Source organism: Mesorhizobium loti CJ3sym, assembly GCF_000472785.1.
Classification (GTDB): Bacteria; Pseudomonadota; Alphaproteobacteria; order Rhizobiales; family Rhizobiaceae; genus Mesorhizobium; species Mesorhizobium loti_E.
Map to the genome: position 1 here is coordinate 40,419 of NZ_AXAL01000006.1, position 14,458 is coordinate 54,876.

The window sequence follows — 14,458 nt, forward strand, 5'->3', positions numbered from 1 at the left end:
TGGGAGAAGGTGTCGCCGAAGGCGACGGATGAGGGGTGTTCCAGGGAAAGCCAACGTCTCACTCCGCTGGAACACCCCTCATCCGTCTCGGCGCTATCGCGCCGATCCACCTTCTCCCACAAGGGGAGAAGGGAAGGCGAGCTCACCTCACGCATTCCAATTGCCCTTCTTCTTCATCTCCTCCATCTCGCGCGCCGCCCGCTCACGCAGCCGCGCATCGCGCAGCAGCTTCTCCACCGCCGCGTCGTCCGACTTGTCGGAATAGCGGAACTCGCTGTCCGCGTAGCGGTTGATCTCCTGCATGACCATGTCCATCGAGAACGGCCCGCGCAGTTCCTCGATCATGGCTTTCTTCTCGTCGTAGCCCTTGTGCATGAAGGCTTCCGGCTTCTCGAACCAGTCGTCAGGCAGTTCGATGTCCATGGCGCGCATCTTGATGGCGTCGGTGACGTTCTTGATGGCGCGGCCGGTGAAGCGCGGTTCGGCGTCCTTGATCAGGTGCAGATAGGTGCCGATGTCAGCCATGGATTTCGGCGCGCCATTCTCCTTCATGTAGCGCTCATAGACCTTGATCAGCCCGTCCTCCTGCGGCTTCTCGTGCTCCTCATAGGCTTCGGTCACGGCGCGCTGGATTTCCTGCGCGGCATAGAGCTTGTGGTCGCCAAGCGGTATCTTGTGGTTCTTGCCGGCGAGCAGCACGAAGATGTCGATATAGTCGTCGCGGGTCTGCGGGCCGTCGACCAGCCAGCGGGCGCCGGCGCGCTGGCGCAGCGCGTCGTCGACATTTTCGGGATAGTTGGAAAACATGCCGAAGGAACAATTGCCGCGCACCACGGTGCCGGCGCCGGCGAAGGCATCCATGAGCACGCCGGTGATTTCTTGCTGGCCGGCCGAGGCGCGGTCATCGGAGCGTCTGGCCGCCACCTGGTCGATATCGTCGATGGTGCCGAAGCCGATGACGCGCGGGTTCAAGACGTTGTTGATGAATTGGCGGCAGTTCTGTCCCGACTTGCCCTGATAGGACGAGATCTGGTCGACGCCGAAATTCTCGTAGGCGAAGGGATAGCCGGCGACCTGGCAGTAGCCGTTGACCAGACCGGCGATCATCTGGATCAGCGTCGTCTTGCCTGTGCCGGGCGCGCCGTCGCCGATGAAGGTGAACAGGAAGCCGCCGAGCTCGACGAACGGGTTCAACTCGCGCTCGAAATCATAGGCCATCAGCATCTTGGCAAGCTTGACCGACTGGTATTTGGCGATGTGGTTGCCGACGACCTCTTCCGGCTTCTTGAAGGTCATCACCAGCGGCTTGGAGCGCTTGCCGGGCGCGACGTCGAAGCCATCGAGGGTGAAGTCGTCGGCGTCGATGCGGATATGGGCATTCTCGAACGGGCCGATGCCGTCGAAGCGGCCTTTTCTGGCCAGCAGCCCGTCGATGGCGACGCGGGAGAAAGCGCGCGCCCTGGTCATCAGGTCGGTGTCGTCGGCCGAGCCTGCGATGGCCTTGTCGAGGCCGGCGAGGATCGACTTCACCGCGTCCTGCGGCGTGTCGAAGAGAAAATCCGGCTCCGGGATGTCGTTGGGCGCTTCGCCATCGCTGTCGATCAACTGGAACAGATAGGAGGCAAGGCTGAAGGCCGAGATGTAGGCCGAGGCGGACAGGAGTTTCTTAAAGGTCGAAGCCTCGTCGCCTTCGAGCGGGGCACGGACGTTTTTCGCCTGCAGGCTTTCGAGGTCGGAGCCTTCGGCAAAGACATCCGATACGGCCAGAGCAATCGCCGTGCCGCGCCGGGCGCGAAACAAAAGCGTGTGCTGCGCGATGGTGAGCAATTGATCGTCGGGATGGACGGCGCCGACCGTCTTGGTGAGTTCCACCTCGCGGGTGCGGCGCACCGAGCCGACCGAGACGGTGGAGACGAAGCGGCGGTTGGTGCCGGCCAATGCCGTGCCGGATTCGCGCGACGGATCCTCCAGCACGACGATGCGGGTGATGAAGCTCTGCGCCATGGCACGGTGCTTCTCGATTGCCGCTTCCGGGATGGTGGTCAGGCCGGTGTCCATGAAGGATGCTCCGTGGTGTTACGGTCAGACGTCTGAGATGACCTGTCCGTTGGACAGGATGTGGACCTTGTAGCCGCCGAAAATCTTCTGCGCTTCGCCGGCGGCGTAGAGCGCCTGGTAGGCTTCGTGCGGGATCAGCGCGTGGTTTTCGTAGCTCGACACGCCCTGGCGCGCGGCTTCCAGGTCGTCGGTGTTGATGAAGAATTCCTGCGTCGTCTTCTCGCTGGAAAACAGCCCTTTGCGGCCGGGCTTCTCGCCCTTGGAATAGACTTCCTGGATGGTCCACGTCAGCAGCCATGCGTTTTCCGGCTTGCGCACCTTGGCCAGAACCTCGGTCACTGTCGAATTGTTGTCGGTGATGCCCGCGGAATAGAAGGGCCCGAGCACCACGCGGCGCAACTGCTTGGGGTGCAACGGCTCGAAATCCTTGTCGAGATTGACGGCAATGGTCGCCGGCGACAGCGTGTAGGCTGAATTCTTCTCGGTGAAATCGTCGAAGCGATGGGCGAGCTCGGGATTGAGCAGGCCGTCGACCGGCAGCGGGATGTCGACCTTGTCGTTGAGCTTGCCGTCACGGTCGACGAGCTGGCGGATCATGTTTTCGGAGGAATCCTCCACCGTCACCATGTAGACCAGCGGCAGGTTGGCGCTGCCGTCGAAGGTCGCCCAGTGGACGAGATAATAGGGCCGCGCGGTCTTCGGATTGACCGAGACCTTGGCGGTCTGCGCCAGGGTAAACGGCCCGAAAGTCTGCTCGCTCTTGACGTCCTCGAGGTAGAGCCGCTCGGCCATCGACTTCTGCAGCGCTTCGGGGAATTCCTTGTGGCGCAGGATGAAGTCGGCCATCTCCTCGCGCAATTCGCCGGCCAGCGGAATGTTGGCGAGCCGGCTGTCTGCCTGGCGGCGGTCGTTTTCCAGTTCGAGCAGGTTCTGGAACACCGGAAAACCGCTTTCGGCGCGCGATATGCGGAACGTGTCCATGAAGCCCAGCCGGTTGCGCCAGCAGCCGAAGGATTTGTCGAGCCGGGCGATGTATTCGGCAACGATCTTGGCGACGATGCCGTGCCGGTAGAGCGGCGAGCGGTCGTCGCGCATGAACACTTCAAGGCCGCTAAGCGCGGCCGTGATCGCCGAGAAATACCGCGCCGCGGCGTCGTTTTCGGGGGTCATGCTGTCAGCCCTGGGATTGTCGCACCGGTGCGTGCGGCAATTATGACTGCACGTAGTTGGCCGAATTGTGCTTCTTCAGCACCTCGTCGAAGCGGCGAGCAAAGGCGTCGTCGGCGAGCTTCTTGCGGCGCTGGATATCGGCGCTGGCGACCATGTTCTTCTCGTGCATTTCCAAGAGGTCGCCGATGTGCTTTTGCGAAGCGGCACCGATGCCGGCCATGGTTTCCTCGGCCGTGTTGTCGACCTGGCTGCCCAGCGTGTTGATCTTGTGGGCGACGTCCTGCTGGGCGGCGGTCTTCAGCGAATCTTCAAGCGCCTTGTAGAGCACGATGCGCTGCTCGGTATCGATGGTCAGCTTGTTGATCAGCGTCGACTGCGCGGCGATCTGGTTGTTGAGTGAATCGACGAAGGTCTGGAACATCGAGGTGTAGCGCTCCAGCGTCTGGCTCTCGGCCAACAATTCCTGCTCCTTGGCCTGCTTCTCGTTGTATTCGGTGGCCAGCACCGAGCGTTCGCCTTCGAGCTGCGTGCGGTCTTTCTGGTTGGTTGAGGCGGCGATCTTGTTTTCGATGTCGAGCAGCATCGGGTTGAGCTCCTCGATGCGCTTCTGCACGGCTTCGAGGTTGGACATGGTGGTCTTGCGGCGCTCGATGACCTGCGACAGGCTGGCCTCGGAGGTCTTGTAGCGCTGGTCGAGAACTTCTTTCTGCGCCTTCAGGATGCCGACGATGGTGTCGGACTTGGCCAGAAGTTCCTGCAGGTTGCCGGCCAGCGACATGTTGCGGACGCGGTCTGTGCGCAGGCGCTGCTTGCGCTGCGCCGAAAAGATGCCGACGAAATTTTCCCAACCGGAATAGTTCTTCATGCTCTCGAACTCGGCGCCGAAGACGTTGGTGGCGTCCTCAAGGCCGATGATCAGGTCGGCGATGTTGCCTTCCATCACTTTCTGTTGCTTCAGCACATCCTCGATGCGGGCGTTCTCGATGTCGAAATTGGCGTCGCCGATCTTCTTGTCCGATGTGGCGAGCGTGTCGAGCACGGTGCCGGACTGCTCGATCCTGGAGCGCATGTCCTGCACGACCTGCTTGGTCTTGGCTATTTCGGCATCGAAATTCTGCAATGTCGCCATAGGGGCCTCCCGCTTCGGCTTCCGGTCGCTGGCTGCGAACAGCGGCGAATATATGTGGGGCATCCGGGGATTGAAAGACGTGAAGACAAGGCGGCCCCGAAAACAAAAGAATCGGTCGCGGTCTTGAAAGCCAATGAAGGCGTGGTCATGGCGTGACTAGCTTGCGAGCCAAGCATAGTTCAACTGTCATTGAACTTCTGTGTCGGCAAAACAATCAATCCTCATTGCCGTGGATATCCCGGATTTCGGCAGGGAATTGAACCGGTTACAGCCACGATCGAGGAAGAATGCCGGCGTCGTTCGTTGCGAACGACGGCTGCTCAGGGCTTCGGATCGGCCTTTAGATATGCGATGACGTTGGCGATGTCGTCGTCATTGCTGAGGCCGCCGAAGGCCATTTTGTTGCCGGGAACTTTGAGCTTGGGAGCCCTGAGATACTCAGCAAGATTTGCCTCGTCCCAGACAAGACCGGCAGCACCGGCACTCTTCATCCCTTCGGAATAGTGGCCAAGAAAACTCTCGGCGGTGCCAGCGGTGCGGCCAACGACACCCATCAGATGCGGGCCGACCTTGTCGCGATCCGTTGCCGCCTCATGGCAGGCGATGCAGCGGTTGAAGACTTTCTTTCCCAGCGCCGGATCGCCGCCGGCGTGAGCGCCAACAGTGGCCACAAGGAGGAGAAGGCTGGCGGAGGAAACGGCTCGAAACATGGCTGACCCCGGAGAGCTCTGGCTGGGACGACATGGCGCAAAATAGGACCGAGGCCTTAACAAACGCTGCATCATGGCAGGATTGCTCCGGCTCCTCCTATCGTACTTCAGGACAATGGCGCAGCGAGGCCTGCGCCGGGAAGCGTGGCCATGCTGGTCAGGCCTGCTGCGCCAGGTCACGGCGCAGGAAATCATGCAGCCGATCGACCGCCGGCGTCGTCGACAGCGGGTTGCGCAGGATGCCGACTTCGAGATCCGGCAGTGCGGGAAGCCCTTCATTGGCGCCGATGATGCGCAGCGACTGGGGCACGCTGCGTTGCGCGAGGCCGGCGACGGCGAGTCCGGCCTGCACGACGGCGATCAGGCCAAGCAGGGAGGCGCTGGAATAGGTGCAACGGTAGGACCGGTCGGCTTCGCCAAGCGCCTGCAGGACATTCATCCTGGCGGCGCAGCCGGGCTCGAACAGGGCGACTGGCAAGGGATCGGCCTGCCAGGCGACATGGTTTGGCGAGGCGACCCAGACGAAGCGTTCCAGGCGGATGACGTCGAGCGGCTGGTCCGGCAGACGGGTGACGATCGCCAGGTCGAGCTTCCCCTCGGCCAGGGTTTTCACCAGCGCGGTCGACTGCTCGCAGATCAGTTCCACCGTCACCAGCGGGTGATCCTCGGCAAAGCGCGACAGCACGGGTGGCAACAGGAAGGCGGCATAGTCGTCCGGTACGCCGAGGCGCACACTGCCTGTCTCCTTCGGCCGGGTGACGCTCGCCCAGGCCTCGTCCGACAGCTTCAGCAGCCGGCGCGCATAGATCAGGAAATCCTCCCCGATTGCATTGGGAACGACCGTTCTCGGTCCTCGCACCAGAAGCTGGGTGCCCACCATCTCTTCCAGCCGCTGCATCTGCATGCTGACCGCCGACTGGCTGCGGCCGACACGGGGTGCCGCATTGGACAGGCTGCCGCTTTCTACGACGGCGACGAAGGTATTCAGCAAATTGAGGTCGAGCGGAGCAGCCATGGTGCTATCAGCATATCGAATAGGTTGCTCCAAATCTATTCGCTTGTTTGAAAGCAATGTTGCTGGCCAGATAGCCCAGCGCTTGAGGACATTGTGATGAAGGACCTGCCAACCGCTCGTTATCCGGCCGCAAGCCTCGCTGTGGCGATGACGATCGCCGGCACGGTTGGCGCCTTCGTCACGGAATCGGGCCTGCATCCTGTCACCGTCGTCTTCTGGCGATGCGTATTCGGCGCGATCTTCCTGGCCGCATGGTGCCTGCTGCGCGGCTATCTGCCGGACCGCACCCTGTCGCCGTCCCGCCTTGCGCTGGCTGCCCTGGCCGGCGCCTGCATGGTGCTGAGCTGGACGGCCTTCTTCGCCGGCTTCGCCATGACTTCGATCGCCACGACGACGATCGTCTATCACGTGCAGCCCTTCTTCGTGGTGCTGATCGGGGTGGTCTTTCTCAAGGAGCGCATCTCGCTTGACCAGATCCTGTGGATGCTCGGCGCGTTCCTCGGCGTCGTGCTGGCCAGCGGCCTGGTCGTCACCCATGGCCATGCCGATGCGAACTGGGCGCTGGGCATCGCGCTGACGCTGGGCGCTGCGCTGCTTTATGCCGTGGCGACGATCCTCGCCAAAGGCCTCGGACAACAGCGCGCGGAAATCACCGTGCTTTGCCAGACGCTGGTCGGCGTCGTCATGCTCGCCCCGTTCGCCGGCATTGGCCAGCATATCCCGGTGGCGTCGTGGGGCTGGGTGGCCGGGATCGGTGTCCTGCACACCGGCATTGCCTATGTGCTGATGAATTCGGCCTTCCCGCGCCTGACGACGCCGGTGATCGGCGTGATCACCTTCATGTATCCGGTCGTCGCCATCATCGTCGATTGGGCGATCTATGCGCATCCGCTCGGGCCGGCACAGGCGGCCGGCATGGCGCTGATCGCGCTGGCGACGCTCGGCGTGCGGCTCGGCTGGCGGTTTCCGATGCGGCGTGTCTTAGCCGCGTGAACCCGGTCAGCCCTTCATGAAGCCGATGAAATCATCGGGTGCTGCGCGGCCCATCTCTTCTTCCCAGTGACGGCGGCAGAGCGAGACATAGACATCCTTGCCGATCGCCACCTGTTCGCCCTGGCGGGCCACCTTGCCGTCTGGGCCGAGGCGCACGACCATCGTCGCCTTACGGCCGCAGCGGCAGATGGTGCGCACCTCGCGCAGATCGTCGGCGATCGCCAGCAGCGCGCGCGAGCCGGAAAACAGCTTGCCCTGGAAATCGGTGCGCAGGCCGTAGCACATCACCGGAATGTTTAGCCGATCGGCGATGCGGGCCAATTGCCAGACCTGCTCTTCCTCGAGAAACTGCGCCTCGTCGACAAAGACGCAATGCACCGTCGTATGGTCGTGATGCTCGGCGACGCGGGCGAACAGGTCGTCGCCGTCGCGGAACATCTCGGCTTCGGTCTCCAGTCCGATGCGCGACGAGATCAGGCCGCTGTCGCCCTTGCGGTAATGGCCGGCGACGAACAGCATCGTCGTCATGCCGCGCTCGCGATAATTGTAGGATGCCTGCAAGAGCATCGTCGTCTTGCCGGCATTCATCGTTGCGTAGTTGAAGTAGAGTTTGGCCATGTTCCTCTTCTAAGCCGACTTGGCCCAGGGCGGGGAGGGGCCGTCGCCGCATTCCCCTGAAAAAGCCGGAGCGTCCCTGAAAAGCTTCTCTCGCCCCTCCCAAAAAAATGTCTGACACGACAAAAGCGTCAGCCGTGTCGCTGATTGGCCAGTCCGCGCCGTTGATCGTGATTGCCTTGACGCTTGAATCCACACCAGAATGGTGTTTGGCTGACGAAACAAGGCGGGCACAGAAACCGTAACTACGCTTCGCCAAAGAATCACAATGGGAGAATACCTATGTCGCGTATGAATACCTTCGCCGCCGGCCTTGGCCTTGCGGCTTTGTTGTCCACGAGTGCCGCCTTTGCCGGTGATGCGGCAAGCTGCAAGGCGGTGCGTCTCTCCGATGTCGGCTGGACCGACATCCAGGCGACCACTGGCGTCGCATCCGTTCTGCTCACCGCGCTCGGCTATGCGCCACAGACGATCCAGCTGTCGGTGCCGGTGACCATGGCGTCGCTGAAGAACAAGGACCTTGACGTGTTCCTCGGCAACTGGATGCCGTCGATGACCAACGACATCAAGGATTACACCGCCGACGGTTCGGTCGAAACGATCAGCACCAACCTGACCGGGGCCGGCTACGGCATCGTCGTGCCGACCTATGTCGCGGATGCCGGCGTCAAGTCGCTGACCGACATCGGCAAGTTCAAGGACAAGTTCAACGGCAAGATCTATGGCATCGAAGCCGGCAATGACGGCAACCGCATCATCCTCGACATGATCAAGAACCCGAAGGACAATCTCGACGGCTTCGAACTGGTCGAATCCTCGGAAGCCGGCATGCTGACGCAGGCCGAGCAGTCGATGAAGAACAATGAGTGGATTGCCTTCCTCGGCTGGACGCCGCATCCGGTGATGGGCGCCATGAAGATCACCTATCTCGACGGCATGGGTGACAGCGGCTTCGGCGCCGCGACCGTCTACACCAACGTGCGCAAGGGCTACACCACCGAATGCCCGAACGCCGGCAAGTTCATCGCCAATCTGAAGTTCAATCTGGACATGGAAGGCCAGATGATGGACGCGATCCTGAAGGGCGGCGACGCCAACACGGTGGCGGCTGCCTGGCTGAAGAAGAATCCGGATGCCGTCAAGCCATGGATCGCCGGTGTGACCACATTCGACGGTGGTGATGCCGCTGCAGCGATCAAGACCGCGCTCGGAAGCTGAGCCAACTGAATTCGGCAAGGCCGAACCAGGAAGGGCAGCCATCTCAGAAAAGGCTGCCCTTTTTCATATCCTGTGACAAGATGACGTTGCGCGAGCCGAGAGCAGGGCGGCTCCTGGACGAAGAGGGGTAAGATGGATCCGATTTCGCAGTTCATGGTCGATCACAAGATCCCGATCGGGGCCTGGGGAAAGGCGTTCTTCGGCTTCCTCACCGACAATTTCGACACCATCTTCAGAGCCTTCTCGAACGGCTTGAATTTCCTGCTCGACGGGCTGGTCAACGTCCTGCTGGTGGTGCCGCCGGTGCTGCTGGCCCTGATCATCGCTGCTATCGCCTGGCTGCTGCAGCGCTCACGGCCGCTCGCCATCGGCGTCTTCTTCGGCCTGATCTTCATCATCAACCAGAACCTCTGGAAGCAGACGGTGCAGACGCTGGTGCTGGTCGTCGCGGCCGCCGCCATGGCAATGGCCATCGGCGTGCCGCTCGGCATCTGGGCAGCGCACAAGCCGAAGGTCTACCGCGTCATGCTGCCGGTGCTAGACCTGATGCAGACGCTGCCGACCTTCGTCTACCTGATCCCGGTGCTGACGCTGTTTGGCCTCGGCAACGCGCCTGGCCTCATCGTCACCATCATCTTCGTCATACCGACAGCGGTCAGGCTCACCCATCTCGGCGTCGTGTCGGTGCCGAAATCGATCGTCGAGGCCGGCGAGGCGTTTGGCGCCACCAAGAGCCAGCTTCTGTGGAAGGTGGAACTGCCCTCGGCGCTGCCGACCATCATGGCCGGCCTGACGCAGTCGATCATGCTGTCGCTGTCGATGGTGGTGTTCGCCGCGCTGATCGGGGCCGGCGGCCTCGGCACTGAAATCAACCGGGCTCTCGGTTCGCGCCGCATCGACCTCGGGCTCGAAGCGGGCCTGGCCATCGTGGTGCTCGCCATCGTGCTCGACCGGATGACCCGTATCGCCGTTGGAGGCAAGAAATGACCGTCGCCGTTGATTTCAGGAACGTCGATATCGTCTTCGGCGCCGACCAGGCCGGCTCGCTGGCGATGATCGACAAGGGTGCGACCCGCGCCGAAATCCTCGAGAAGACCGGCAACGTGCTGGGCTGCGCCGGCGCCAGCCTGACCGTCAACGAGGGCGAGATTTCCGTGCTGATGGGTCTGTCCGGCTCGGGCAAGTCGACGCTGCTGCGGGCCGTCAACCGGCTCAATGTCGTGTCGCGCGGCCAGGTGCTGGTCAAGGACGGCGACAAGACCGTCGATGTCGTCACCTGCGACCAGGCCACCTTGCGGCGGCTGCGCCAGAAGCAGGTGGCGATGGTGTTTCAGCAGTTCGGCCTGCTGCCGTGGCGCACGGTGGAGGAAAATGTCGGCCTCGGTCTCGAACTCGCCGGCGTGCCGGACGCCGAGCGCAAGGAACGCGTGCAACGCCAGCTCAAGCTGGTCAATCTCGACCAATGGTCGAACAAATATGCCCATGAACTGTCAGGCGGCATGCAGCAGCGCGTCGGCCTGGCGCGTGCCTTCGCCACCGAGGCGCCGATCCTGCTGATGGATGAGCCGTTCTCGGCGCTCGACCCGCTGATCCGCACCAAGCTGCAGGATGAGTTGCTGCAACTGCAGGCGCAACTGAAGAAGACCATCATCTTCGTCAGCCACGACCTCGAGGAAGCGCTGAAGATCGGCACCCACATCACCATCATGGAAGGCGGCCGCATCGTCCAGACCGGCGCGCCGGAAGACATCGTGCTGCGGCCCGCCAACGACTACGTTCGCGACTTCATCGCCAATGTGAATCCGTTGTCGGTGCTCACCGCCTGGAACGTCATGCGAGACAGCCGCGACCTGGAGCATGGCGACAATGGCTGGGTGTGGCTCGACAGGCGCAAGACGACGCGCTTCAAGATCGACGAGCATGGCCTGGTGGCGGCAGCCGAACGCGACGGCAAGCCGGCGGTCTGGGTGTCCTGCGCCGATGTCGAAGGCCAGTCTGAGGAAGCGGCACAAGTGTTCTGGGCCAATCCCGGCACCTCGCTGAAAACCGTGATGCTGGCCATGCACCGTTCGCAGACGGCGCCGGTGGCGCTGTTCGACGACCAGTCCCGCTTCGTCGGTGCCATCGGCATCAGGGATGTGCTGAGCGCGGTGTTGCGGCGGTAACCTTCACCGCCAATTCAACCTGCTCTTCTCCGAATGCCTAAGGTTGAAATGAAGAATTGGCTGACGCTTATTGGAGCAGTCCTGCTTTGCATAGTGGCAGCGCTTGGGCCGGCGTCGGCTGCAATGGAGAGTAATCCGCACGCGTTGCCGGCTGCAGATCCGGCAACAATCAGCGAGATCCTCGCTTTGCCCGATGGACGAGACTTTCTCGGTAGCAGCAACCTTGTCTACGCGGAACACTGGGATTTCAGGAAAGCCGAATTCTTGATTGTCAGGGTTGAAGACGCCACGTGCAATGGCGAGCTCTGCCCTACGGCATTTATCTCCGAACAAGACGAGGGGTCTAAAATCATTGGCCTTGGCTGGCTACCAAAAAGCGTCCTGTATGGGGACGTGGAATATGATTTTTGCCGCGCTTGCCGCGAGCTATACGGACTTTCCTTCTCAGACACACACGGTAAGAAGATCGCCATCGGGATCAGCAGAAATTATCTGGTGATTTCAGGTGATGCTAAATAGGCGCACGTCGATGGAAGCGAGATACGTCGCAAACATTGAAGTCGTGCGTTTCTTGTCTTGAGGTAGCTTTACGTCGCCAGCGGCAGGCGCAGCTCGGTCAGCAGCCCGCCGCCCGGATGGTTGGACAGCCGGATCTCGCCGCCGGCGGCGCGCGCGATGTTGCGGGCGATGGTGAGGCCCAGGCCGAGGCCGCCGGTCTGGCGGTTGCGGGACTGTTCGAGCCGGACGAAGGAGCCGAACACGGCATCGATCTGGGCCTGCGGGATGCCCGGCCCTTCGTCGCGGATGGTGAGCGTGATCGTGCCGTCCGAGCGATGCAGGCTGAGATGCGCCTTCTTGCCGTAGGTGACCGCGTTCTGCACCAGATTGGTGACGCAACGCTTGAGCGCCACCGGTCGCGCAATGCAGATCAGGCCGCGTGAACGGGTATCCTCATTGTCGAACGAGACCTCCGGATAGGGATCGGCGATCGATTCCACGAGCGACCAGAAGTCGATGCGCTCGGTCTTTTCCTCGTTCACCTCGAAGGTGGCGAAGTCGATCACTGAACTGGCGATGCTCTCGACATCGGCGAGGTCGTGCGCCAGCGCCTCGCGAACCGCCGATTTGCGCAACAGCTCCAGCCGCAGCCGCATGCGCGTCATCGGCGTGCGCAAATCATGCGCGAGTGCGGCGGCCAGATGTTCGCGGTCCTCGACATATTCGCGCAGCCTCGCCTGCATGGCGTTGATGGCCCTCGCGGCAGCCCGAACCTCGCGGCTGCCCGACTCGGCGATCGGCGGGCTCTTCAGGTCCTTGCCGATTCTGTTCACGGCGGTTTCCATCATCCGGTAGGGCGCCGTCAGCCGGCGCAGCGACCAGATCGACATGATCACCACCAGGCCTGCGATCAGCGCATAGAGCGGCAGGCTGTCAAAGCTCAGGATCGGGCCGACCGGCGTGATCGGCTCGGTGAAGTTCAGCCACTGGCCGTCGGCGAAGCGCAGCGAGGCCGTCAGCTTGTCGCTCTGGGCGAAATCGGCGGCCAGCACAAGAAGGTCGCGCTCGACCTGGCCGATATCGGGGCCGGACACAGTGTTGGCGTCGTCGGCCTCGCGCGTCGCCGGATCGCGCCGCACGCGCGCGTCGGTGACGCCGAATTTCGACAGCCGGCCAACGAGGATGTCCTCGAGTTCCGCCAGTTCGTCGTCGCCGGCGATCGAGGAGGTGACGGCGGGCGTGTCCGAAACGGTGAGCGCGTAAGTCGAGTTGAAAAGGCCCGCAGCGGTCGCCTTGCGCTCCTCGGGGGTGGCGGCGCTCATCAGCTGCACCAGGGAGAAGGCGCGGTCGTTGAGGCGGTAGAGGTCGACGACGTCGTTGGCGGCGGCGCGGTCGCGCGACACGATGTAGAGGGTCGCGACCTGGCTGATCAAAAGGCCTGCAATGACGATCAGCAGCACCCAGACAGGCAAGGTCTGCGGCAGGAGACGTCTCATTCGGAGGTCGTCTCGGGCAGGAACTGGTAGCCGCCGCTGCGCACGGTCAGGATCAGTTTCGGCATTTTGGGGTCATCTTCCATCTTGCGCCGCAGCCGGCTGACCAGGATGTCGATGCTGCGGTCGAAGGAATAGTCGCTGTCGCCGCCGGAAAGCTCGATGAGCTGGTCGCGGGTCAGCACGCGCTGGGCGCTCTTGACGAAGGTCTGCAGCAGGTTGAACTCCGCCATGGTCAGTTCGACCCTGACATCGTCGGGCGCGGTCAGCCGGCGCCGCGAACAGTCCATCGTCCAGCCGGCGAAATGGTAGATCTGCTTGGTGGTGGCGCGCTTCGGCTCGGTGGCACCATTACGCCGTAGCACGGCGCGGATGCGCGCCAGCAACTCGCGCGGGTCGAAAGGTTTGGGCACATAGTCGTCGGCGCCCATCTCCAGGCCGACCACGCGGTCCGTCGTCTCGGTGACGGCGGTCAGCATGATGATCGGCGTCGAATACTGGGCGCGCAAGTCGCGGCACAGTTCCAGCCCGCTCTTGCCGGGCAACATCACGTCGAGCACGATGAGGTCCACCTGCGCGCGGCGCAGGACTGCCTCCATCTCGATACCGTCGGCGGCGACCGACGTGTGCAGGCCCCGCTTCTGGAAGAACTCCTGGAGCAGGTCGCGGATGCCCTTGTCGTCGTCGACGATCAGTATGTGTGCGTCGGATTTCACAGCTGTCCTGTCTCGATTGCCGGCCAAGTCGTTCCGGCTGGTGAGCCACACGATAGAATTCGGGCCATATGTTGGCCAGTGCCTTGGATTTCAAGGGAGAATGAATTCCAGCTTCTCCACATCGAAAGCTATGGCCGCGCTGAAGCTCTTTGATCCATACGTGTCGTTTTCCCAAAACCGGGATCACTTTGGGCGACACGTATCAGCCGAGCCGGCCAGACACAATCCAGAAACAAAATTCTACAATCGGGAAAAACTCCTGAAAAGGTAGGGCGGCATAACGGTGCCGTGGCGGTCAGGTTATCGGCTGCGACGCTAATCTCCGGGTTCACGGATAAACCGATGCCAAGTTTGTCGATCAGTTTGTTGGGAGCGTTACTGGGCCTTGGCCTGGTCACTGCCGCTGTCGGCCAATCGGACGCAAAGGCGCCGCTCACCCGGAGCGAACGGTGCGCCAATCTCAGCCACCAATTTGATGAAGCCCTCGAAACCCATGCCACGGCAACGCAGGTCACCGCGGCAAAGGCACTTCAGAGAAAGGGCAACCGGTACTGCGCTGCCAAGAAACAGGCGCAGGGCATCCGGATGCTCGCCAACGCTTTGAAGCTGCTTGGAGTGACACCGAATGACCCGGTTCAGTGAAGCTCAAAACGACCCGCACTAAAAAGGAAATGAAGC

The 14,458-nt window shown here is 62.2% G+C and carries 14 protein-coding genes; 6 read left to right on the top strand and 8 right to left on the bottom strand.

Annotated features, from left to right (window positions below; all coding sequences use genetic code 11):
• Positions 1–147: 147 nt before the first annotated feature.
• The 5 genes from A3A9_RS0108845 to A3A9_RS0108865 form a co-directional block, all read right to left on the bottom strand.
• Positions 148–2,058 carry an AAA family ATPase gene (locus tag A3A9_RS0108845; protein ID WP_027058471.1) on the bottom strand — a complete coding sequence of 637 codons (1,911 nt, stop codon included), beginning with the start codon at positions 2,056–2,058 and terminating at the stop codon, positions 148–150.
• Positions 2,059–2,082: 24 nt separating this feature from the next.
• Entirely contained in the window at positions 2,083–3,228 is a 1,146-nt protein-coding gene (locus tag A3A9_RS0108850) for a hypothetical protein (protein ID WP_027058472.1), read from the bottom strand.
• A 40-nt stretch (positions 3,229–3,268) separates the two neighbouring features.
• Positions 3,269–4,357, bottom strand: coding sequence for a hypothetical protein (locus tag A3A9_RS0108855; RefSeq protein WP_027030688.1), 1,089 nt, complete (start codon positions 4,355–4,357; stop codon positions 3,269–3,271).
• Positions 4,358–4,677: 320 nt separating this feature from the next.
• On the bottom strand, positions 4,678–5,067 hold the full coding sequence (locus A3A9_RS0108860) for a c-type cytochrome (RefSeq protein ID WP_027058473.1): 390 nt from the start codon (positions 5,065–5,067) through the stop codon (positions 4,678–4,680).
• Positions 5,068–5,224: 157 nt separating this feature from the next.
• The gene (locus A3A9_RS0108865) at positions 5,225–6,082 is read right to left on the bottom strand and encodes a LysR substrate-binding domain-containing protein (protein WP_027058474.1); all 858 of its coding nucleotides are present in this window, start codon (positions 6,080–6,082) and stop codon (positions 5,225–5,227) included.
• A 96-nt stretch (positions 6,083–6,178) separates the two neighbouring features.
• Here A3A9_RS0108865 and A3A9_RS0108870 point away from each other — a divergent pair, with 96 nt between their 5' ends.
• Positions 6,179–7,075 (top strand): DMT family transporter, encoded by an 897-nt coding sequence (locus tag A3A9_RS0108870; RefSeq protein WP_027058475.1) that lies wholly within the window; start codon positions 6,179–6,181, stop codon positions 7,073–7,075.
• Between the two features lie 6 nt (positions 7,076–7,081).
• On the opposite strand, the gene A3A9_RS0108875 is transcribed toward A3A9_RS0108870, so the two are convergent.
• Entirely contained in the window at positions 7,082–7,693 is a 612-nt protein-coding gene (locus tag A3A9_RS0108875; RefSeq protein WP_027058476.1) for a thymidine kinase, read from the bottom strand.
• 279 nt (positions 7,694–7,972) lie between these two features.
• Here A3A9_RS0108875 and choX point away from each other — a divergent pair, with 279 nt between their 5' ends.
• The 4 genes from choX (at position 7,973) to A3A9_RS0108895 (ending at position 11,592) form a co-directional block, all read left to right on the top strand.
• Positions 7,973–8,908, top strand: a complete 936-nt coding sequence (gene choX, locus A3A9_RS0108880; protein WP_027030683.1) for a choline ABC transporter substrate-binding protein — start codon at positions 7,973–7,975, stop codon at positions 8,906–8,908.
• Between the two features lie 132 nt (positions 8,909–9,040).
• Positions 9,041–9,895: a choline ABC transporter permease subunit gene (gene choW, locus A3A9_RS0108885; protein ID WP_027058477.1), complete on the top strand. Its 855-nt coding sequence runs from the start codon at positions 9,041–9,043 to the stop codon at positions 9,893–9,895.
• Positions 9,892–11,073 carry a choline ABC transporter ATP-binding protein gene (choV, locus tag A3A9_RS0108890; RefSeq protein WP_027058478.1) on the top strand — a complete coding sequence of 394 codons (1,182 nt, stop codon included), beginning with the start codon at positions 9,892–9,894 and terminating at the stop codon, positions 11,071–11,073. Before choW ends, choV begins: the two co-directional genes overlap by 4 nt.
• Positions 11,074–11,121: 48 nt before the next feature.
• A complete protein-coding gene (locus tag A3A9_RS0108895; protein ID WP_152536091.1) occupies positions 11,122–11,592 on the top strand; it encodes a hypothetical protein in 471 nt (156 codons plus the stop codon).
• A 68-nt stretch (positions 11,593–11,660) separates the two neighbouring features.
• Here A3A9_RS0108895 and A3A9_RS0108900 read toward each other — a convergent pair whose 3' ends face one another.
• Entirely contained in the window at positions 11,661–13,067 is a 1,407-nt protein-coding gene (locus A3A9_RS0108900) for an ATP-binding protein (RefSeq protein ID WP_027058480.1), read from the bottom strand.
• Complete coding sequence (locus A3A9_RS0108905; protein WP_027058481.1) at positions 13,064–13,780, bottom strand: response regulator; 717 nt, start codon at positions 13,778–13,780, stop codon at positions 13,064–13,066. The genes A3A9_RS0108900 and A3A9_RS0108905 overlap by 4 nt, the downstream gene beginning before the upstream one ends.
• Before the next feature lie 342 nt (positions 13,781–14,122).
• Between A3A9_RS0108905 and A3A9_RS0108910 the strand changes: the two genes are divergently transcribed.
• On the top strand, positions 14,123–14,422 hold the full coding sequence (locus A3A9_RS0108910; RefSeq protein WP_019860700.1) for a hypothetical protein: 300 nt from the start codon (positions 14,123–14,125) through the stop codon (positions 14,420–14,422).
• Positions 14,423–14,458: the final 36 nt, after the last annotated feature.